Below are 19,490 nucleotides of genomic sequence, written 5' to 3' on the forward strand. Positions count from 1 at the left end.
ATGGCCCCCCGCGGGGTCTAGGTCAAGGGGGCGCGGTCAAGGCGGGGTCTGGCGCCTCCTTAGCAAATGCGCGTGACAAAGAAAAAGGCGGCCCCCGAGGGGACCGCCTTCTCCGTCAGGTCACGGACCGAAGTCTTAGAATTCGTACTTCAGGCCGAACTTGATGTACCAGGTCGAGCTCTGGTTCGACGCGTTGACCGTCGGGGTCGTCGTCGAGGAGATCGAGTTGTACTGGTAGTAGTTGCCCGGACCGGCCGAGCAGGCGGTCGAGGCCGCCGTGCGCTGGGCGGCGCTCAGGCTCGGGTTGGCCAGGGCGGCCGGCTGGCAGTTCGTCGCCTGGACCACGTTGACGCGGTACGGGAACGCGTACTGCTCCAGGACGCCCCACTTCTTGTTGATCAGGTTGCCCAGGTTGATGATGTCCAGGGTCGCCTTCAGCTTCGAGCCGCCCGGGAAGAAGGCGGGCAGTTCTTGCTGCAGACGCACGTCCATCGTCGTCAGGTCGCGCGACTTGAAAGCGTTGCGCGGCGAGATCTGGCCGGCGTACTTGGCCAGGCCGGTCTGCTTCACGAACGCGTCGAGCTTGGCGGCGTCGGCGGCGTTGTTGAAGCGGACGATCGGGTCGCTGGTCATCGTGATGTTGCCCGACGAGTCGGCCTTCGGCACGTAGAACAGCTGGGTGTCGCGGAAGGCGACGTCGCCCGTCTCGCCGAACGCCTGCTCGGCCTGACCGGCGTTGGTGCCGGCGAAGGCGTCGAAGGTGTACGAGAACGGCAGACCCGCGCGGCGCTGGATGAAGAAGCGCGCCGAGGTTTCGTAATCGCCGAAGAAGGCGCGGCGATAGCCGACGGTCAGCTTCGTCGAATACTTGATCTGATAGTTCGAGGTGGCGACTTCCGGATTGTCACGATCGGCGATCGCCCACTGGCTGTAGTTCGACAGCGCGACCGAGCTGGTGCCCGGGCTCGTTTCCTTCACGTTGACGCGGGTATAGGTCACGTCGAAGTTCAGGCCTTGAGCCCAGCCGTCCTTCCAGTCCTTGCCGACGCCGACGGCGTAGGTGGTGCCGCCGCCCTTGTTCACGTTGGTCAGCAGCAGGTCGTAGAAGGCCGCGTTGGTGTTCTGGGTGCGGCTCGAGAGATAGGTCGGACGACCGTCCGGAGCCGGAGCGCCCTTGTTGGCGTCGGCGTACAGATCGCGCCAGGTGATGCCGTACTTGACCTTCTGGTACAGCACGTCGCCGTGGAAGCGGTAGTCGTCGCCCAGGAACGGCAGGTTCACGTAACGGGCCGCGCTCAGCGAGTACTTCCAGACCGCCGGGATGCGGAAGGTCGGATCCACGGCGTTGGCGATGCCGGTGCCGAGGTTGGCCGAGTTCGTGTTGGCTTGCTTGGCGGCGTCGGCGACCTTGAAGCCGTCCACGTTCAGCAGCGCGCTGGAGCAGGCGGTCGGCGCCGCGGCCGTCGGCGACGGCAGCTGCGTCGGGGTGCAGCTCACCGAACCCAGCAGGTTGCCGGTGTTGCTGTAGCTGTTCGACAGCCAGACGTTCGGGCTGCCGCCCGAGAACAGGCCGAAGCCGCCGGTCAGGACGGTGCGGTCATCCGGACGCCAGTTGAAGCCGAAGCGCGGCATGATCGAATACGCGCCCTTGAAGGTCGCGTTGTTCGGGATGCCGTACTGGTTGACGAAGCGGGCGTTCGTGTTCGGCTTGGTGTCCGAGTCGAAGAAGTCGGCGCGGACGCCGACGCGGACCGTCAGGCCCGGCATCACCGTGTATTCGTCTTGGGCGTAGATGGTGTTGGTGATCGCGTTCCACTTGGCCGCGCCGTTCACCGCGTTGTTGTCGGCGGCGTTGTTATAGGTCAGCGAGCAGGCGGTGCGGTTGGCGAGGTTGATCAGCGCATCGCGCGCGCCGCAGGTGGCGTCGAACAGGTACGAACCGTTGGCGCGCTGGACGAACTGGTTGAACACATCCAGTTGTTCGCGCTGGAAGCCGGCCGAGAACACGTGGTCGCCGACCTTGTAGACGCCCTTGATCTTGAACGTCTTGTTGACGTTGTCGAGGACGTTGGCTTGCGACGAGATATCCGGACCCAGCAGGACGTTGGTGCTGCCGATGCGGACCTGGAAGTTGGCGAACGCCGTGCCGCCCAGCGGCTGACGGATCGACGAAACTTCCTTGCGCGAATATTCCAGGGTGGTCGAGAACTGGTCGGTCCACTGCGAGAACAGCTGGCCGATATAGACCTCGTTCACTTCCGGCTTGTTGTAGTATTCCGACAGCAGCGACAGGTTGGTCGCGTTGTTGGTGCCGCCGTTGAAGGTCGAGTTGTTCTCTTCGCGAGCGTACTCGAACACCGCGCGGTGCTTGTCGGTGATGTTGCCGTCGAGCTTCAGGAAGTACTTCTTGTCGGTCTGCGGCGGCAGGGTCGCGCCATAGCCCAGCGTGTCGTAGTTGTAGACCGACTTCAGGGTGCTCTGGATCTGCTGGACCTGAGCGACGGTGACGCCGGGGACGCGGTTGGCCGCGTTGCTGTCGCCCGGACCGTAGGCGTCGCTGGCTTGCGAGTACTCGCCCTTTTCGTAACCGGCCGAGAAGAACAGGCGATCCTTGATGATCGGGCCGTTCAGGGTGACGCCGTAGGTCTTGTCCTCGAAGCGGGCGACCGTGAAGTCGCGCGGCTTGCCGGTGGTCGGGTCGTTGTAGATGCTGCTGAAGTGACGGCCGGCCATCCGCGAGCTGTCGTAGTCGGCGTAGACCGAGCCGTGGAAGCTGTTGCCGCCCGACTTGGTGACGATGTTCATCACGCCGCCCTGGAAGGCGCCGTACTGCACGTCATAGGGCGCGACTTCGAAGTTGAACGAGCGGACCAGTTCCAGCGAGATCGGCGAACGCTGCGACGGATAGCCGTTGCCGTTCAGGCCGAAGTTGTCCGACTGCTGGACGCCGTCGATATAGATCGTGTTGTAGCGGTTGTTCGTACCGGCCACGATCAGGGCGTTGCTGTTGGTCGGGTCGATCTGAACGAACGGGTTCAGGCGGGCCAGGTCCTTCAGGTCACGGCTGAACGACGGCAGGCTTTCGACGTCCCGGGCGCTGAAGCTCGAGCGCGGGCCGGTCTCGATCGTGCGGGCGCCGCTGGCGGCCGCCGTCACGACGACCTGGGCGACGGCGTTGTCGGCCGCGGCCAGGGCGATGTCCAGCGAGACGGGCGCGCCGGCTTCGATGTTGTCGACGGTGATCGACTTGCCCTGGAACGCCGGGTCCGACACCACGACCGTGTACGGACCGCCGACGCGCAGGCTGCGGGCGGCGTAGTAGCCGTCGGCGCTGGTCACGGTGGTGACCTTGGTGTTCGACGGGACGTTGGTCACGACGACGGTGACGTTGCCGAGCGGGGCGCCGTCGGGGCCCGTCACCCGGCCGCCGATGCCGCCGGTGGTTTCTTGAGCGTAGACGGCGTTCGCCGACGCCATCGCGAGCACGGCGAGCGCAGCGCCGCCCGCGAGCTTCCTCATCGAGATCATTTTATCCCCTCATTTTTAGCGATGGTAGCATCGGCCGCGTACAGAAAATGAGACCGTCTGCCCATTCTGGGGGGCGTCTTAAACTCGGTTTTAGAAGGTTTGGTGACGGAAAGGCCACGATGGCGCGGAAAGTGTCATAAATGCCCACATCCGCAGAAAAAATTGGTCAGTTTTCTTTTACATGAGTAAGCAGGCGGCATGTCCTTGGCGCAAGTTCAATCCCCTTTTTCGATCGAGGATCGCGCCTGGCGCGCGACGTTGATCGCGGTTGCTTGCCTGACGGTCGCGCGGATCGCCGCTCTGTTCGCCACGCCGCTGGAGCTCTATCCCGACGAGGCCCAGTACTGGCTTTGGTCGCGCGCCCTGGCGTTCGGTTATTTCTCCAAGCCGCCGATGATCGCCTGGCTGATCTGGCTGACGACCAAACTGGGCGGCGACGCCGAGGCTTGGGTCCGGCTGTCGGCGCCGCTTCTGCACGGCCTGACCGCCCTGATGATCCACCGTATCGCGCGGCGGCTGTATGGCGGATGGACGGGGCTGACGGCGGCGGCGATCTACAGCCTGATGCCGGGCGTGGTGCTGTCCTCGGGGCTGATCGCCACCGACGCGCCGCTGCTGTTCTTCCTGTCCCTGACGATCTGGGCCTATGTCGACCTGCGCGAGGCGACCGCGCCGCGCCGCTATTTCGTCGCCGCCGGCATGGGCCTGGCGCTGGGGCTGGCCTTCCTGTCGAAATACGCGGCGATCTACGCCCTGGGCAGCATCGTCATCCACTTCGCGGTCTCGCGCGAGGGGCGCCGACGCTGGTGTCCCGCCGCGGCGGTGCTGTTCGTCACGGCGCTGGTCCTGACCCTGGCGCCGAACCTCGCCTGGAACGCGGCGCACCATTTCTCGACGGTCAAGCACACCGCCTCGAACGCCAATTGGGGCGCGCATCGGCTGTTCAATTTCCGTGAGCTGATCGAGTTCGTGGGTTCGCAGTTCGGCGTGTTCGGCCCCGTGCCGTTCGCCGTGCTGGTCGGCGGCGCGATCTGGCTCGGCGCCAAGAGGCGCCTGGCCTCGCCCGACCTTCTCCTGCTCTGTTTCGCCGCCCCGCCGCTGATCCTGGTGGCCGGCGAGGCCTTCGTGTCGCGCGCCAACGCCAACTGGGCCGGCGCGGCCTTCGTCGCCGGCTCGGCCCTGGTGGCGGCCTGGCTGTCGCGCTGGAACGCCCGCCGCTGGCTCCTCGCGGGCCTGGGCTTTCAGGCGCTGTTCGCGCTGTTCTTCATGGTCTGCATGGTCAGCCCCCGGGTCGCGGACGCGGTCGGCCTGTCGAACGGCTTCAAGCGGGTGCGCGGTTGGGAGCAGACCGTCCAGGCCATCGTCGACCGAACCCGCGAGGAACAGGCCCTTCATGGCGGCGTGACCAGCGTGGCCATGGACGACCGCTTCGTCTACAACGCCGCCGCCTATTACGGCCGCGCCTATTTCGGCCAGCCCGGCGCCCCGCCGCTGAAGATGTGGGTGCACGAGGCCCATCCCCAGAACCAGGCCGAGACGGAGGCGCCGCTGACCGCCGCCTTCGGGCGCCGGGCCCTGATCGTCAGCCTGGAGGGCGGCTACAGGCCGGAGATCGAGCAGGACTTCCAGCACAGCGGCGACCTGCAGATCGCCCGGGTGCGGCTGGACAGGAAGCGCACGCGGCGGATCGACCTCTTCATCGCCGAGGGCTTCAGGCCCCTGCCCCGCGACCCGATCACCGGCCTGCCGCCCGAGCCGAAGCGCCGGCCGGAGTAAGGGCGGCGGCTTTCGAGGGATAAACGTCCTTTCGTCCGATCGCGCGCCGCCGATGCTTCCCGTGTCCAAACACGGGAGGTTTCGATGATGCGTCTGTTGGTTCTGTTCTTGGTCCTGATGGCCGGCTCCCCCGCCCTGGCCCGACCTTTGGTCGTGATCCTGGCCGAGCCGCGCGGGACCGAGACCACCGACCTGATCGCGCCCTACGCGGTTCTGGCCGAGTCCGGGGCCGTGGACGTCAGGATCCTGGCGCCCAGCCTTGCGCCCGTGAGACTGATGCCGGGCCGGGCCTTGGTTCGTCCGCAGGCGACCTATGCCGACCTGCGCCAGCGACCCGACGTCATCGTGGTGCCGTTCATGATGCCGGCGGTCGATCCGGCCCGAGAGGCCTGGCTGCGCGAGCGGGCGCGGGAGGGCGCGCGGATCGTCTCCATCTGCGCCGGCGCCGAGACCCTGGCCCACGCCGGCCTGTTGGACGGCCGCGAGGCGACCACCCACTGGTACGAGCTGAACCGACTGGCCAAGGCCTATCCGAAGGCGCGCTGGCGGCGCGACCGGCGCTGGATCGTCGACGGCCCCGCGACCACCACCGCCGGCGTCACGGCCTCGATCCCCGCCAGCCTGGCCCTGCTGCGCGACCTGGCCGGCGAGGACGTCATGCGCTCGACCGCCGCGCGGCTGGGCGTCCCCCTACCGGTCCAGGCCCACGACGGCGCGGCGTTCCGGGTGAACGGCGACGCGGCGATGTCGGGGCTGGCCGGCTGGGCCAACGCCTGGCGCGGCGAGAAGGTCGCGGTAAAGATCGCCGACGGCTTCGACGACCTGGCCTTCGCCACCACGCTGGACGCCTGGTCGCGGACCAACCGCTCCGAAGCCTTCGCCAGCGCGAGCGCGGTGTCGCGGCATGGGCTGGCGGTGATCGCGCCGGCGAAGCTTCCGCGCGCCAATCGCACCGTGGAGCCAGGCGCGGGCGATCCGACCGCCGTCCTGAACGAGATCTCCGCCACCTATGGCAAGGCGACGGCGCGTTATGTGGCGCTTACGCTGGAGCACCCGTACTGGCTGCAGAAATAGCTTGTCATCCCGGCCGGAGCGAAGCGGAGAGCCGGGACCCAGGGGCGACCGCGGTGCGCCGGCCCCTGGGTCCCGGACAGCCTCTGCGAGGCTTCCGGGATGACAAGGCTTTTTCGAGGACTAAACAGCCACCTCGAACGCGGCCTCGGTCTTGGCCTTGACCTCGTCGACGGTGACGCCCGGCGCCAGCTCGATCAGCTTCACCGGGGTCTTGCCGCGATTGATCTCGAAGACGCCGAGTTCGGTGATCAGGAGGTCGACGACCCCCGCGCCGGTGAGCGGCAAGGTGCATTGCTTTAAGAGCTTCGGCGCGCCGGACTTCTCGCAATGGTCCATGACCACCACCACGCGCTTGACGCCGGCGACGAGATCCATGGCCCCGCCCATGCCCTTGACCATCTTGCCGGGCACCATCCAGTTGGCGAGGTCGCCGTTCTGCGCCACCTGCATGCCGCCCAGGATCGACAGGGCGATATGGCCGCCGCGGATCATGGCGAAGCTGTCGGCCGAGCTGAAGTACGAGCTGGAGTCGAGCTCGGTGATCGTCTGCTTGCCGGCGTTGATCAGGTCGGCGTCCTCCTCGCCCTCATAGGGAAAGGGGCCCATGCCCAGCATGCCGTTCTCGCTCTGCAGCGTCACGTGCATGCCTTCGGGGATGTAGTTGGCCACCAGGGTCGGGATGCCGATGCCGAGGTTCACGTAGAAGCCGTCCCGCAGCTCCTTGGCGGCGCGGGCCGCCATCTCGTCACGCGTCCAGGCCATTAGGCTTGCTCCTTCTGGCGGGTGGTGACCCGCTCGATGCGCTTTTCGAACTTCGCGCCCTTGACGATGGCGTCGACATAGATGCCCGGCGTGTGGATGGCGTCCTTGTCGAGCTCGCCGATCGCGACCAGCTGCTCGACCTCGACCACCGTCTTGCGGCCGGCCGTGGCCATCATCGGATTGAAGTTCCGGGCGGTCTTCCGATAGATCAGGTTGCCCTCGGCGTCGCCCTTCCAGGCCTTGACGATCGCGAGGTCGGCGGTCAGGCCGCGCTCCATCACGTACATCTCGCCGTCGAACTCGCGGGTCTCCTTGCCCTCGGCCACCAGCGTGCCGTAGCCGGTGCGCGTGAAGAAGGCGGGGATGCCCGCCCCGCCAGCGCGGATGCGCTCGGCCAGCGTGCCCTGCGGATTGAACTCCAGCTCCAGCTCGCCGGAGAGGTAGAGCTGTTCGAACAGCTTGTTCTCGCCCACATAGGACGAGACCATCTTCTTGATCTGGCGATTTTCGAGCAGAATCCCCAGGCCGAAGCCGTCGACGCCGCAATTGTTGGAGATGACCGTGAGGTCCTTGGTCCCCGCCGCGCGGATCGCCGCGATCAGGTTCTCCGGAATGCCGCAGAGGCCGAACCCGCCTGCCATGATGGTCATGCCGTCGAACAGAAGCCCGGCGAGGGCTTCGACGGCGTCCTTCTTCACCTTGTCGACCATGGTCTCTCCCTTTTCCCACCCGCTGGAGGGGTCCCGCCTGCTAGAGGGGGTGTTTGGCGAACCGTGTCGCCCGAGCCGCGAAGAAATTCAACCCTTGATGAATTATTTTCCCGAAGGGTCGATCGATGACCGACGCTAGCACCGGGCCCGTGACGCCCGCCACCGCTCCGAGCGCTTCCGGCGTACTGCTGGTGCTGGCCCACCCCGCGCTTGAACGTTCTCGCGCCAATCGCGCCCTGGCCAAGGCGGCCAAGGGCGTGTCCGGCGTCACCTTCAAGGACCTCTACGAAACCTATCCGGACTTCGTGATCGACATCGAGGCCGAACAGGCGGCGCTGGTGAGCCATGAGGTCGTGGCCCTGCAATTTCCGCTGTTCTGGTACTCGACCCCGGCCCTGGTGAAGGAGTGGCTGGATCTCGTCTGGCTGCACGGCTTCGCCTATGGCGAGGGCGGCGAGGCGCTGAAGGGCAAGCGCCTGTTCGTGGCCTGCACGACCGGCGGCTCGGCCAAGGCCTATCACATGCAGGGCTACAACCGCTTCACGATGGACGAGTTCCTGCGCCCGCTGGAGCAGACGGCGCACCTGTGCGGCATGGACTGGGAGACCCCGTTCGTGGTGCACGGCGCCTCGGTCAAGGACGACGCGGCGCTGAAGGCCGAGGCCGAGCGCTACGCGGCCCGGGTAGCGTCGCTGCTGCCCGCGCGGACGGAGGCATAAGGCGTGGAAAACTTCCTGACCCAGACCCTCGTCTATCTGGGCGCGGCCGTCGTCTCGGTGCCGATCGCCAAGCGGCTCGGACTGGGTTCGGTGCTGGGCTATCTGATCGCCGGCGTGGTGATCGGCCCGTTCGCCCTCGGCTTGGTCGGCGCCCAGGCCGACGTCATGAAGTTCGCCGAGTTCGGCGTCGTCATCCTGCTGTTCCTGATCGGGCTCGAGGTGCAGCCCTCGATGCTGTGGGACATGCGCAAGGCGATCTTCGGCCTGGGCGGCGCGCAGGTGCTGGGCACCGCCGCCGCCATCGCCGTCGCCTCGCTGGTGCTGGGCTTGAATTGGCAGACGGCCCTGGCTGTCGGCCTAGTGCTGGCCATGTCGTCCACCGCCATCGTGCTGCAGACCCTGGATGAAAAGGGCCTGCGACAGGGTCCCGTCGGCCGCGCCGCGTTCGGCGTGCTGCTGTTGCAGGACCTGGCGGTGATCCCGCTGTTCGCCCTGCTGCCGCTCTTGGCCACCGCCGCGCCGCACGCGACCGGCGGCGAGGGTCACGGGGGCGCCAGCCTGGTCGCCCACCTGCCCGTCTGGGCGCAGATGCTGTCGGTGTTCGCCGCCGTCGCGGCCGTGGTCGGCGGCGGGCGCTATCTGGTCAAGCCGCTGTTCCGCTTCATCGCCCGCGCCCGCCTGCGCGAGATCTTCACCGCCTCGGCGCTGCTGATCGTGGTGGCCGTGGCCAGCCTGATGCAGATGGTCGGCCTGTCGCCGGCGCTGGGCGCCTTCCTGGCGGGCGTGGTGCTGGCCGAGAGCGAGTTCCGCCGCGAGCTGGAGACCGACATCGAGCCGTTCCGGGGCCTGTTGCTCGGCCTCTTCTTCATCACCGTCGGCGCGGGGGTCGACCTGCCGCTGGTGGCGCGCCAGCCCTTGCAGCTGCTGGGTCTGGTGATCGGATTGATGATCCTGAAGTTCCTGGTGATGTATGGCCTGGCCCGCCTGTTCGGCGCGCCCAAGCGGGGCGCCATGGCGGTGGCCACGGCCCTGGCCCAGGGCGGCGAATTCGCCTTCGTGCTGCTCAGCTTCACGGTCGGGGCGGGCGTGATCGCCGCGCCGCTGGCGGCCCTGCTGACCGCCGCGGTCGCCGTCTCCATGGCGCTCACGCCGGTGGCGATGATCCTCTATGAGCGGGTCGCGGCCCTGATGGACGCGGCTATTCCCGACGTCGTTCCCGACACCGGCGACTTCGACGAGGGCGAGCCCGACATCATCATCGCCGGCTTCGGCCGCTTCGGGCAGATCGCCGGCCGCCTGCTGGCCGCCAACGGCTTCCGCTCGACGGTGCTGGACAGCGACATCGAGCAGATCGAGCTGCTGCAGCGCTTCGGCCGGCGGGTGCACTATGGCGACGCCACGCGGCTGGACCTGCTGCGGGCCGCCGGCGCGGACCGGGCGCGGATGCTGATCGTCGCCCTCGACGACCGCGAAAAGACCGTCGAGCTGGTCGAGACCGCCCGCAAGGCCTTCCCCAATCTCGTCATCCTCGCCCGCGCCTGGGACCGCCGCCACGCCTACGATCTCCTGGCCAACGGCGCCGACGCGGTCGAGCGGGAGACCTTCGAATCGGCCCTGGCCCTGGGGACCACGGCCCTCCAGAAGCTGGGCTTCCGCGCCCACCGCGCGCACCGCGCCGCGGCCTTCTTCCGCCGCCACGACCGGCGGGTGTTCGAGGAGCTGCGGCCGATGTGGGGCCAGGAGGAAGCCTATATCCTGGCGTCGCGCGACGCGGCCAAGACCATGGACCGCCTGCTGGACGCCGACCTCCACCGCATGCGCCCCGGCGACGCGAGAGGCGCTTGGGACACGGCGAGCCTGGACGAGGAACTGCGCGAGCGCGCGCAGCAGGAGGAGGCGGAGTAGGGCGAGGTTTCCGCCCCTACTCGGCCAGCAGCGGAACCCCCGCCGGGATCCGCTCCCCCCGCACGGCCTCGACGAACGGGGTCGCGAAGCCGCCGGTGAGGCTGTGCGGATCGTCCGCCAGCGCGCCGAACCTGAGGTCGCGCGGCCGCGCGCCGGGCACATGCAACGTGCCGAACATCCGGTCCCAGACGGCCAGGCAGCTGCCCAGGTTCTTGCCGAAGTGAGCGGGATCGGCCGAATGGTGGATCTGGTGGTGGGCCGGGCTCAGCAGCCAGCGGCCGAACGGCGCGAACGTCATCCAGGCGTGCGAGTGCTGCAGGTGGATCACCGTCATCACGAAGACGAGAAAGATGGCGTTCTGGCCGAAAACCTGCGGCGCGTGCCAGGCCGGCCCGAACGCCCAGGCCAGCACGCCGCCGACCCCGCCGGTGGCTAGGGCCAAGAGGTTGGCGAACTTCAGGCTCTCGATCGGATGGACGCGATAGACGGTCAGCGGCGTCAGGGCCTCGGCGGTGTGGTGGACCTTGTGGAAGGCCCACAGCAAGGGGACCTTGTGGCTAAGCCAATGATCGAACCAGTAGGCCAACTCATAGGCCAGAAAGCCCAGCACCGTTCCGACCACCGCCACGAGCGACCACGGCGCCCCGTTCCACGGCCCCGCGCCGAACGTCTGACGCAGGGCCGACGCCAAGCCCACGGCGATCGCCTCGCCCGACAGCAGGGCGCCGCTCAGCAGCACGCCGGCGACCCACAGATTGAAGACGCAAAATACCAGATCCGCCCGGCTGGAGGCCGTCAGCCACACCTTGCGCGGGAAGAGCGCGCGCAGCAGCAGGCGTGGCGAGGTCTCGCGGCCTCGCGCCCGTCGAGACAGTACGATATGGCCGGCCGCGATCAGCAGGGCGCAGGCCAGCGAGACCAGCGAGAAGGTCGAGCCTAGCGGCAACAGGGCGTCGAGCAGCGGCGCGACAAGGCGATGGCCGGCCGTGGCGAGATCGATCCCAGTCTTGGCCGTGGTCACGTCCGGAAGGTCTCCGCGGAACAGAGACCCCTTCCTAACCCAAGCGTCTCAAGCGACGCTTAATGCGCCGGCTGCTCGGCGCCCGCGCGACGCTTTTCGCCGGCGCGGCGGAAAAGCTCGCCCAGGGCTTGGATCAGGCCCTTCTCGGACGCCCGGTGATAAAGCGAGTCCGAACCCAGGGCCTGCGCCAGGCGCGCGTGAGCCTTGCCCAGATTGTGGTAGGGCAGGCGCGGCAGCAGGTGGTGCAGCGCGTGGTAGCGCAGGCCGACCGGCGCCCAGAGATAGGAGGCCAGGTTCGGCGGCGGCACGTTGACCGAGTCGAGGAACTGCTCGTCCAGGGTCATCTTGTCGCCGTCGTTGTCCCAGTGGTGGGCGACCAGGGTGCGGGCCTGGTTCAGGAAGGTGGCCAGCGAGAAGATCGCGAGCCCGGTCGCCACGAACCGGATCGGCAGCCAGCCCGCGACGGTCGCGGCGATCACCGCCCACGACCACAGCCAGCAGGCCACGTCCTGGATCACCCACTCGGTCCGCCAGCGCGCCAGATCGTCGCGCGCGAAGTCGGGATTGATGATCAGGGCCGACAGCTTGGTCTTCACGTAGCGGCGCAGGGGCGGGATCACGAACGACAGCGGGACCAGGATGGCCGAGCGCAGGATCACGCCCAGCGGCGCCAGCAGGGCCACGAACAGGAAGCCGGCCAGCTTCAGCGGCGTGAAACGCGACAGCGGCATGTATTCCGGATCCAGCGCCGTGCCGAACCGGTCCTTGATATGGTGGATGTTGTGCACGCCTTCGTACATCAAGGACGGGGTCATCAGCGGCACGCCCACCAGCACGTTCCAGCCGGTCCGGAAGCCCGGCGTCTCGTCCGCCCGCAGGTGGGTCAGTTCGTGGATAAAGCTCAAGGCGCGGTAGAGGGCCAGCATGCTGACCAGGCCCGCGCCCAGGCCGATCGAAAGATGGATCGTCGTCGCGGCGACGAAGAACCCGCCCCACATCAGCGCCACCGACACGACGAGATCGGTCCAGTAGACCGCCGCGTTGGGCGTCATCAGGTCCTCGGTCAGGCCATAGGCCTGCTTGGTCAGACTGATTTCACCCGTCGCCTTGGTCACGTCGTCCTCGCGCTGCGCCTGTCGAAAGCGACGACTTGGCGACAGCGGAGGGGAAAAGCAACCATCTGGATCAAGGACGCGACAATTCCGCGCCCTTAAGCGTCCGTCAGGTCAGCGGCCGCAGCACGATCTCCACGCGCCGGTTCTGGGCGCGCCCGGCGGCGGTGGCGTTGTCGGCGATCGGCTGACGCTCGCCCATGCCCGCCACGAACACCCGGTCGGGCAGAACCCGGCCCTGGTTGGTCAGATAGCTGGCGACCGAGCTCGCCCGGCGCTCGGACAGGGCCTGGTTGTAGTCGTCCGGACCGCTGGAGTCGGCGTGGCCGACCACGTCGATCGTCGTCTGGGGATAGGCGTTCAGGGTGCGGGCCACGTCGTCGAGCACGCGCAGGAAGCGCGGCTGGATCTCGGACTTGTCGACGTCGAAGGTCACGTCGCTGGGCATGACCAGCACGATCTGGTCGCCGTTGCGGCGGATCATCACGCCCGAGCCCTCCAGGCTGCGACGGAAGTCGGCCTGCTGGCGGTCCATGTAGTTGCCGATCGCGCCGCCGGCCAGGGCGCCGATGCCCGCGCCGATCAGCGCGTTCTTGCGGCCCTGCTCGCCCTTGTTGGTGTTGGTCAGATAGCCGAGCAGCGCCCCCGCCCCGGCGCCGGCCAAGGCGCCGGTCCCGGTGTTGTTGCGGACCGGCATGCCCGTATACGGGTCGGTCGTCGTACAGGCCGTCAGGGCGGCGGCGCCCAGGAACAGTGCGGCCAAGGCGGTCTTGCGCATTCTCGCAACCCTCGCGTCTTTGCTGTAGATCAAGGCCACCGGGCCAAACGCCCGTCTCATGGTCAAGTTCCCGACCGCGCCGTCAGGGCCGCGCGACGATCTTCGTTTCGCCGCGCCCCCGATGTAGTAAGAGGGAACTTACCTCATTCCCAAGCTCGCTGCTCAAGGCTCGCCGACGTGCCCACCTCCGCCATCGAACCGATTTCTTTCACGCTCTACGCCAAGGATTTCCCGGGCTTCGCCCAGGCGCTCGGCGCGTCGTTCGAACGCTACGGCTTCGCGGTGCTGTCCGACCATGACATGGCGCAAGACCGGATCGACGCGGCCATCGACGACGCCAAGGCCTTCTTCGCCCTGCCGACCGAGGCGAAGATGCGGTACGCCGGGATCAAGGGCGGCGCGCGGGGCTATATTCCGTTCGGGGTCGAGACCGCCAAGGGCGCGACGCACCACGACCTGAAGGAATTCTGGCACATGGGCCGCGACCTGCCGCCCGGCCACCGGTTCCGCGAACACATGGCCGACAATGTCTGGCCGGCCGAGATTCCGGCCTTCAAGCACGACGTCACCTGGTTCTACAACGCGCTCGACACCATGGGCGGCAAGGTGCTGGAGGCGATCGCCACCTACCTGAAGCTGGACCGCGACTTCTTCAAGCCAACCATCCAGGACGGCAACAGCGTGCTCCGCCTGTTGCACTATCCGCCGATCCCGCTGGACGCCACCGGCGTGCGCGCCGGCGCGCACGGCGACATCAACACCATCACCCTCCTGCTGGGCGCCGAGGAAGGCGGGCTGGAGCTCCTGGACCGCAACGGCGAGTGGCTGCCGATCAACCCGCCGCCGGGCTGCATCGTCATCAATATCGGCGACATGCTCGAGCGCCTGACCAATCACGTCCTGCCCTCGACCATCCACCGGGTGCAGAACCCGCCGCCCGAGCGCCGCCACATCCCGCGCTACTCGACGCCGTTCTTCCTGCACTTCGCGTCGGACTACGAGATCAAGACGCTGCCCAACTGCGTCACGCCCGACAATCCGGACCGCTATCCGGAGTCGATCACGGCCGACGCGTTCCTCCAGCAGCGCCTGCGCGAGATCAAGCTGGCCTGATTGACGCCCCCTCGCCGCCAGCGCGGCCTGCCTGGCGCGGCGTCGACGGCGGGGAAGGCCTCTACTTCGAGATCCGCAGGTTCTGGATCGCGCCCGCGATGCTGTTGAACACCGCCGACAACTGGGTGGCGTCGGTCACGTCGTAATACATGTCGCTCCTACTGGCGCAGGCCTGCAGGTTGCCCTTGGAGTGGGACGAAACCCCGACGCCGATCGAATAGATCAGCACCCCCGCCGCCTTGGCGTTGGCGCAGACCTGGGCCTGGCGGCTGTCGATGGCGTCGCGACGATCGGTTTCCGACGAATTTTCGTCGAGGGCGACATTGCTGCTGTTCTTCAGCCGCTTCTGCCACATGTAGCCATAGCCGGTGTAGATCGAGCCATTGGGCACGTAGTAATCGTCGTTGGTGTTGTCGCCGTCGGTCAGCAGCACCATGATCTTCTGGGTCTTCGGCGTGCCGTAGGCCGCGCCGTCGGCGAACGGCGCGTTCGGCGACAGGGTGTGCCAGCCCCACATGGCGCCCATGGCGATATTGGTGTTGCCGTTGGCGATCATCTGATCGAGCTTGTCGTTCACCGTCTGGGCGCCCGCGGCCGTGCGGACATTGGTCAGGCGCAGCAGGTTGGTCAGGCCGCAGCCGGCGTTGGGACCATAGTTGGTGCCCGTCTTGGCGTCGCTGATCACGGCGGCCTTGTTGCTGGCGGCGTACTTGTTGGGCTCGGCCTGACGCGTGAACCAGTCGGTCGAGCTGTTCTTGTCGTTGGTGATCCAATTGTTCTGGATGTCGCCGCCCCAGACGGTGCGCGCGTCACGCCACCTGTTCCAGCTGTCGTAATAGACCGTGTTGTCGTCCGGCTCGTCCGGCGCGAAGAACGGCACGAACAGCGTCGCGGGCGTGCCCGAGCTCGGCGCCGTATCCTGGATGTCATAGGGGTCCGGCCGGCTCTCCACGCAACCGGCCCACGTCAGGCCCAGATTGCTCAGCAAGGTGAAGCGGTTCTGCGACGAGGCGAACACGTCGCTGCCATAGGCGCTGGGCTGGGTCCCGCTCATCCAGCTGGCCGTCTGATAGATCGAGCCCACGTTCACGGTCATCGAGAACGGGACGACCGAGATCTTCACCGCGTCGGTGTCGGAAGCCCGGCCCGCGGCCGCCGCCAGGGTGTTCACCAGCGACTTGGCCGCGCTCTTGAGGGCGTCGATCTTCTTGGTGTTGGTCGAGCCCAGCTTGCTGGCCATCGAACCGGTGTTGTCGAGCACCAGCGCCACTTCCAGCTTGTTGACCGAGCGGACCACCTCGGACCGGGCGGTGACGGTGATGTTCGCGCCGGTCCACAGATTGGCGATGATCGGCTTTATGGTGCCCGTGGCCGTGCCGATGACCTTGTTGCCCGCGCCCGTCGCGAAGGTCGAGCTCGTGGCGGTCAGGCCCAGATTCATCCCGGTGATCTCGGTGAGGAAGGCCGCGTCGCCCACGGTGTCGAGATCGGCGTCGGTCACCGCCGACGAGCGCGCGGCCATCAGCGTCGCGGCGTCCAGAGCGTCCTGCATCTGGCGCCGCTGCAGGCTGACGCGGCTGACATCGACGAGGCCGAACACCAGCACCGACAGCGGCAGCGCCAGGAAGGCGAACTGCACCGCGATGGCCCCGCGCTGGTCGCGACCCAGACGCGCGGCGAAGGCGGCGACGCCCTCGCTCAGGCGTCGAAGGAAGCGGCTTTGGGTCGGCATGAACGGCCTCGGAGCGTGATGTTTCGCCCGGAACTTCGCCGATGACGGTGAACAAGCCGAAAACGCCGTTGGTGAACGGCCCGCAAAAGCCGCTTCGACTCCCGGCGCGGGTGCGGCTAAAGAGCCGGCATGCCGTTCACCGCCACCGTCCTGACCATGTTCCCCGAGGCCTTTCCCGGGCCGCTCGGCGTGTCGATGATCGGGACCGCCTGGACGGAACAGGATCTCTGGCGTCTGGAAACGCTGGACATTCGCGCCTTTTCCAAGGATAAGCGCGGCTTCCTCGACGACACCCCCGCGGGTGGCGGCGCTGGAGCCGTGCTGAAAGCGGACGTCATCGCCTCGGCCCTCGACAGCGTCGAGCTGGGCGGACGGCCGCTTTTGTATATGAGCGCCCGGGGCAGGCCCCTGACCCAGGCGCGCGTGCGGGAGTGGTCCAAGGCGCCCGGCATCGTGGTGCTGTGCGGCCGCTTCGAGGGGGTGGACCAGCGGGTGCTCGACGCCCGCGGGTTCGAGGAGGTCTCGGTCGGAGACGCGGTGCTCGCGGGTGGCGAGGCGGCGGCGATGGTCGTGATCGAGGCGTGCGTTCGACTGGCTCCCGGCGTGCTGGGAAACATCGAGAGCACGCTGGAAGAAAGCTTCGAGGACGGCCTCCTCGAGCATCCGCAGTACACGAGACCGCGGACGTTCGAAGGGCTCGACATCCCCGAGGTGCTGCTGTCGGGCGATCACAAGAAGATCGACCAGTGGCGGCGAAGGATGCGTGAAGAGACGACCCGCGAGCGGCGCCCGGATCTCTGGGAGGCCTACCTCGCCAATCAACAGGCAAAAGGCGCCCCCAAAGGGGGAAAGCCCTAAGGAGACATGATCATGGCGATCAACATCATCGCTCAGCTCGAGCAAGAAGAATCGGCCCGTCTGCTGGCCGCGCGCCCGATCCCGGAATTCCGCCCCGGCGACACCCTGCGCGTCAACGTGAAGATCAAGGAAGGCGAGCGCGAGCGCGTTCAGGCCTATGAAGGCGTCTGCATCGCCCGCCAGGGCACGGGCGTCCACGAGAGCTTCACGGTCCGCAAGATCTCGTTCGGCGAAGGCGTGGAGCGTCTGTTCCCGCTGCTGTCGCCGAGCATCGAAAGCATCGAAGTCAAGCGTCGCGGCGTCGTCCGTCGCGCCAAGCTGTACTATCTGCGCGACCGTCGCGGTAAGTCGGCCCGCATCGCCGAGCGCGCGGGCGGCCTGAAGTCGACCGAGGAATAAGCCTCGCGCGACAGCGAACGATCGAAGGCCCCGGCGGAAACGTCGGGGCCTTTTTCGTGGACGGCGCGCCGCGTCCTTGCTCGGACCTCGCCATGACCCCCTCGAGCCAAGGCCCTCCCCCTCGATGGGGAAGGGTTGGGTGGGGGTGATTACGACGTCCAACGCCGCGCGCCGCCGCCGGCTCGGCGGGGTCACCCCCATCCCCGGCCCTTCCCCCATCAAGGGGGAAGGGGTTATGGCCGCGCCCCACATTGACTCCCCCGCCCGCCCCCGTATTTTCCGCCCCGTTCGGGTGACTGGCGTTGAAGGTGGGCGACCACCGGGGAGCCCGATCGCATAAGCCGCGCGCCTGGGCTCCCATTTCCGATCCCGAAACCTGGAGTCCGCCTTGCCCGCCGCCCCCGACTATCCGTCCGCCCCCGATCTCGTCGCCCCCAAGCGCGCCCTGCTGTCGGTCTCCGACAAGACCGGCCTCGTGGAAGCCGCCCGGACCCTGCACGCGGCCGGCGTCGAGCTCGTTTCGACCGGCGGCACCAAGGCCGCGATCGCCGCGGCCGGAATCCCGGTCAAGGACGTCTCGGACCTGACGGGCTTCCCCGAGATGATGGACGGCCGGGTCAAGACCCTGCACCCGGTGGTGCACGGCGGCTTGCTGGGCGTGCGCGACGCGGCCGATCACGCCAAGGCCATGGCCGACCACGGCATTGGCGGCATCGATATCCTCTATGTGAATCTCTATCCGTTCGAGGCGACCGTCGCCAAGGGCGGGTCCTATGCGGAATGCGTCGAGAACATCGACATCGGCGGCCCGGCCATGATCCGCTCGGCGGCCAAGAACCACGGCTATGTCGCCGTCTGCACCGATCCTTCGGACCTGGCCGAGGTGCTGGAAGCCTTGGAGGCCGGCGGGACCACCCTGGCCCTGCGCCAGCGGCTCGCGGCCCGCGCCTACGCCCGCACGGCGGCCTATGACGCGGCGATCTCGGCCTGGTTCGCGCAAGCGCTGGGCCAGGACTTCCCGGCCCGCAAGGCGATCGCCGGCGAGCTGCGCCAGACGATGCGCTATGGCGAGAACCCGCACCAGAAGGCGGCCTTCTACGCCTTCCCGAACCCGCGTCCGGGCGTGGCCACCGCGACCCAGCTGCAGGGCAAGGAACTCAGCTACAACAACATCAACGACACCGACGCGGCCTTCGAGCTGATCGCCGAGTTCGATCCGGCCCAGGGTCCGGCGGTGGCGATCATCAAGCACGCCAATCCCTGCGGCGTGGCGGTCGGCGCCACCCAGCGCGAAGCCTATGAGCGCGCCCTGGCCTGCGACCCGACCTCGGCCTTCGGCGGCATCGTCGCGGTCAACTCGCGCCTGACCCGCGAGGCGGCCGAGGCCATGGTCGAGATCTTCACCGAGGTGGTCATCGCCCCCGAGGCCGACGAGGACGCCGTGGCCGTGTTCGCGGCCAAGAAGAACCTGCGCCTGCTCGTCACCGGCGGCCTGCCAGATCCGCTCTCGACCGGCGACACCTTCAAGAGCGTGGCCGGCGGCTTCCTGGTCCAGTCCCGCGACGACGCCCGCATCAAGGCCTCGGACCTGAAGATCGTCACCAAGCGCCAGCCGACCGAGGAGGAGGTGCGCGACATGCTGTTCGCCTTCACCGTGGGCAAGCACGTCAAGTCCAACGCCATCGTCTACGCCCGCGCCGGCCAGACCCTGGGCGTCGGGGCCGGCCAGATGAACCGCAAGGACAGCGCCCGCATCGCGGCGCTGCGCGCAGCAGACTTCGGCCTGGATCTGAAGGGCTGCGCCTGCGCCTCGGAAGCCTTCTTCCCGTTCGCCGATGGCCTGATCCAGGCCGCCGAGGCCGGCGCCACGGCGATCATCCAGCCGGGCGGCTCGATGCGCGACCCCGAGGTGATCGAGGCGGCCGACAAGCTGGGCCTGGCCATGGCCTTCACGGGCGTGCGGGTGTTCAGGCATTAGAGATTATCCCTGGCCGATCTCCCCC

At 67.7% G+C, this 19,490-nt stretch carries 15 protein-coding genes, 2 pseudogenes and 1 riboswitch; of the genes and pseudogenes, 10 read left to right on the forward strand and 7 right to left on the reverse strand.

Going from position 1 to position 19,490, the window contains the following annotated elements:
- Positions 1 to 135: 135 nt before the first annotated feature.
- Positions 136 to 3,519: a TonB-dependent receptor gene (locus tag Q0V34_RS08335; RefSeq protein WP_297510497.1), complete on the reverse strand. Its 3,384-nt coding sequence runs from the start codon at positions 3,517 to 3,519 to the stop codon at positions 136 to 138.
- Positions 3,520 to 3,726: 207 nt separating this feature from the next.
- On the opposite strand from Q0V34_RS08335, the gene Q0V34_RS08340 reads away from it, so the two are divergent.
- From Q0V34_RS08340 to Q0V34_RS08350, 3 genes and pseudogenes are all read left to right on the forward strand, one after another.
- Entirely contained in the window at positions 3,727 to 5,304 is a 1,578-nt protein-coding gene (locus Q0V34_RS08340) for a glycosyltransferase family 39 protein (protein ID WP_297510499.1), read from the forward strand.
- 84 nt (positions 5,305 to 5,388) lie between these two features.
- A complete protein-coding gene (locus Q0V34_RS08345; RefSeq protein ID WP_297510501.1) occupies positions 5,389 to 6,378 on the forward strand; it encodes a DJ-1/PfpI family protein in 990 nt (329 codons plus the stop codon).
- A pseudogene (locus Q0V34_RS08350) lies at positions 6,363 to 6,482 on the forward strand (hypothetical protein); the annotation flags it as partial. The gene Q0V34_RS08345 and the pseudogene Q0V34_RS08350, both read left to right, overlap by 16 nt.
- Before the next feature lie 16 nt (positions 6,483 to 6,498).
- On the opposite strand, the gene Q0V34_RS08355 reads toward Q0V34_RS08350, so the two are convergent.
- Together Q0V34_RS08355 and Q0V34_RS08360 are read right to left on the reverse strand one after the other, a co-directional pair.
- Entirely contained in the window at positions 6,499 to 7,140 is a 642-nt protein-coding gene (locus Q0V34_RS08355) for a 3-oxoacid CoA-transferase subunit B (protein WP_297510504.1), read from the reverse strand.
- A complete protein-coding gene (locus Q0V34_RS08360) occupies positions 7,140 to 7,850 on the reverse strand; it encodes a CoA transferase subunit A (protein WP_297510507.1) in 711 nt (236 codons plus the stop codon). Before Q0V34_RS08360 ends, Q0V34_RS08355 begins: the two co-directional genes overlap by 1 nt.
- Between Q0V34_RS08360 and Q0V34_RS08365 the strand changes: the two are divergent.
- The 3 genes and pseudogenes from Q0V34_RS08365 to Q0V34_RS08375 all read left to right on the forward strand — a co-directional run bounded on the left by Q0V34_RS08365 (position 7,753) and on the right by Q0V34_RS08375 (position 10,474).
- Positions 7,753 to 7,979, forward strand: a pseudogene (locus tag Q0V34_RS08365) (hypothetical protein). The gene Q0V34_RS08360 and the pseudogene Q0V34_RS08365 sit on opposite strands and share 98 nt — an antisense overlap.
- On the forward strand, positions 7,976 to 8,569 hold the full coding sequence (locus tag Q0V34_RS08370; protein WP_297510510.1) for an NAD(P)H-dependent oxidoreductase: 594 nt from the start codon (positions 7,976 to 7,978) through the stop codon (positions 8,567 to 8,569). Before Q0V34_RS08365 ends, Q0V34_RS08370 begins: the two are co-directional and overlap by 4 nt.
- 3 nt (positions 8,570 to 8,572) lie before the next feature.
- Complete coding sequence (locus tag Q0V34_RS08375) at positions 8,573 to 10,474, forward strand: monovalent cation:proton antiporter-2 (CPA2) family protein (RefSeq protein ID WP_297510513.1); 1,902 nt, start codon at positions 8,573 to 8,575, stop codon at positions 10,472 to 10,474.
- A 16-nt stretch (positions 10,475 to 10,490) separates the two neighbouring features.
- Here the strand turns inward: Q0V34_RS08375 and Q0V34_RS08380 are convergent, their stop codons facing one another.
- The 3 genes from Q0V34_RS08380 to Q0V34_RS08390 form a co-directional block, all read right to left on the reverse strand.
- The gene (locus tag Q0V34_RS08380; RefSeq protein ID WP_297510517.1) at positions 10,491 to 11,495 is read right to left on the reverse strand and encodes a sterol desaturase family protein; all 1,005 of its coding nucleotides are present in this window, start codon (positions 11,493 to 11,495) and stop codon (positions 10,491 to 10,493) included.
- Positions 11,496 to 11,554: 59 nt separating this feature from the next.
- Positions 11,555 to 12,610, reverse strand: coding sequence for a fatty acid desaturase (locus Q0V34_RS08385; protein ID WP_297510520.1), 1,056 nt, complete (start codon positions 12,608 to 12,610; stop codon positions 11,555 to 11,557).
- Positions 12,611 to 12,716: 106 nt separating this feature from the next.
- Positions 12,717 to 13,385: an OmpA family protein gene (locus Q0V34_RS08390; RefSeq protein ID WP_297510523.1), complete on the reverse strand. Its 669-nt coding sequence runs from the start codon at positions 13,383 to 13,385 to the stop codon at positions 12,717 to 12,719.
- A 177-nt stretch (positions 13,386 to 13,562) separates the two neighbouring features.
- On the opposite strand from Q0V34_RS08390, the gene Q0V34_RS08395 reads away from it, so the two are divergent.
- Positions 13,563 to 14,498, forward strand: a complete 936-nt coding sequence (locus Q0V34_RS08395; RefSeq protein ID WP_297510526.1) for a 2-oxoglutarate and iron-dependent oxygenase domain-containing protein — start codon at positions 13,563 to 13,565, stop codon at positions 14,496 to 14,498.
- Positions 14,499 to 14,559: 61 nt separating this feature from the next.
- Here the strand turns inward: Q0V34_RS08395 and Q0V34_RS08400 are convergent, their stop codons facing one another.
- Positions 14,560 to 16,230 (reverse strand): TadE/TadG family type IV pilus assembly protein, encoded by a 1,671-nt coding sequence (locus tag Q0V34_RS08400; RefSeq protein ID WP_297510529.1) that lies wholly within the window; start codon positions 16,228 to 16,230, stop codon positions 14,560 to 14,562.
- Between the two features lie 129 nt (positions 16,231 to 16,359).
- Between Q0V34_RS08400 and trmD the strand changes: the two genes are divergently transcribed.
- The 3 genes from trmD (at position 16,360) to purH (ending at position 19,465) form a co-directional block, all read left to right on the forward strand.
- Positions 16,360 to 17,088, forward strand: a complete 729-nt coding sequence (trmD, locus tag Q0V34_RS08405) for a tRNA (guanosine(37)-N1)-methyltransferase TrmD (protein ID WP_297510531.1) — start codon at positions 16,360 to 16,362, stop codon at positions 17,086 to 17,088.
- Between the two features lie 12 nt (positions 17,089 to 17,100).
- Positions 17,101 to 17,487 (forward strand): 50S ribosomal protein L19, encoded by a 387-nt coding sequence (gene rplS, locus Q0V34_RS08410; RefSeq protein ID WP_297510534.1) that lies wholly within the window; start codon positions 17,101 to 17,103, stop codon positions 17,485 to 17,487.
- Positions 17,488 to 17,769: 282 nt separating this feature from the next.
- A riboswitch (ZMP/ZTP riboswitch) is annotated at positions 17,770 to 17,849 on the forward strand.
- Between the two features lie 26 nt (positions 17,850 to 17,875).
- Entirely contained in the window at positions 17,876 to 19,465 is a 1,590-nt protein-coding gene (gene purH, locus Q0V34_RS08415; protein WP_297510537.1) for a bifunctional phosphoribosylaminoimidazolecarboxamide formyltransferase/IMP cyclohydrolase, read from the forward strand.
- Positions 19,466 to 19,490: the final 25 nt, after the last annotated feature.

This window comes from uncultured Caulobacter sp., from assembly GCF_947036865.1.
In the GTDB taxonomy this organism is placed as follows: Bacteria; Pseudomonadota; Alphaproteobacteria; order Caulobacterales; family Caulobacteraceae; genus Caulobacter.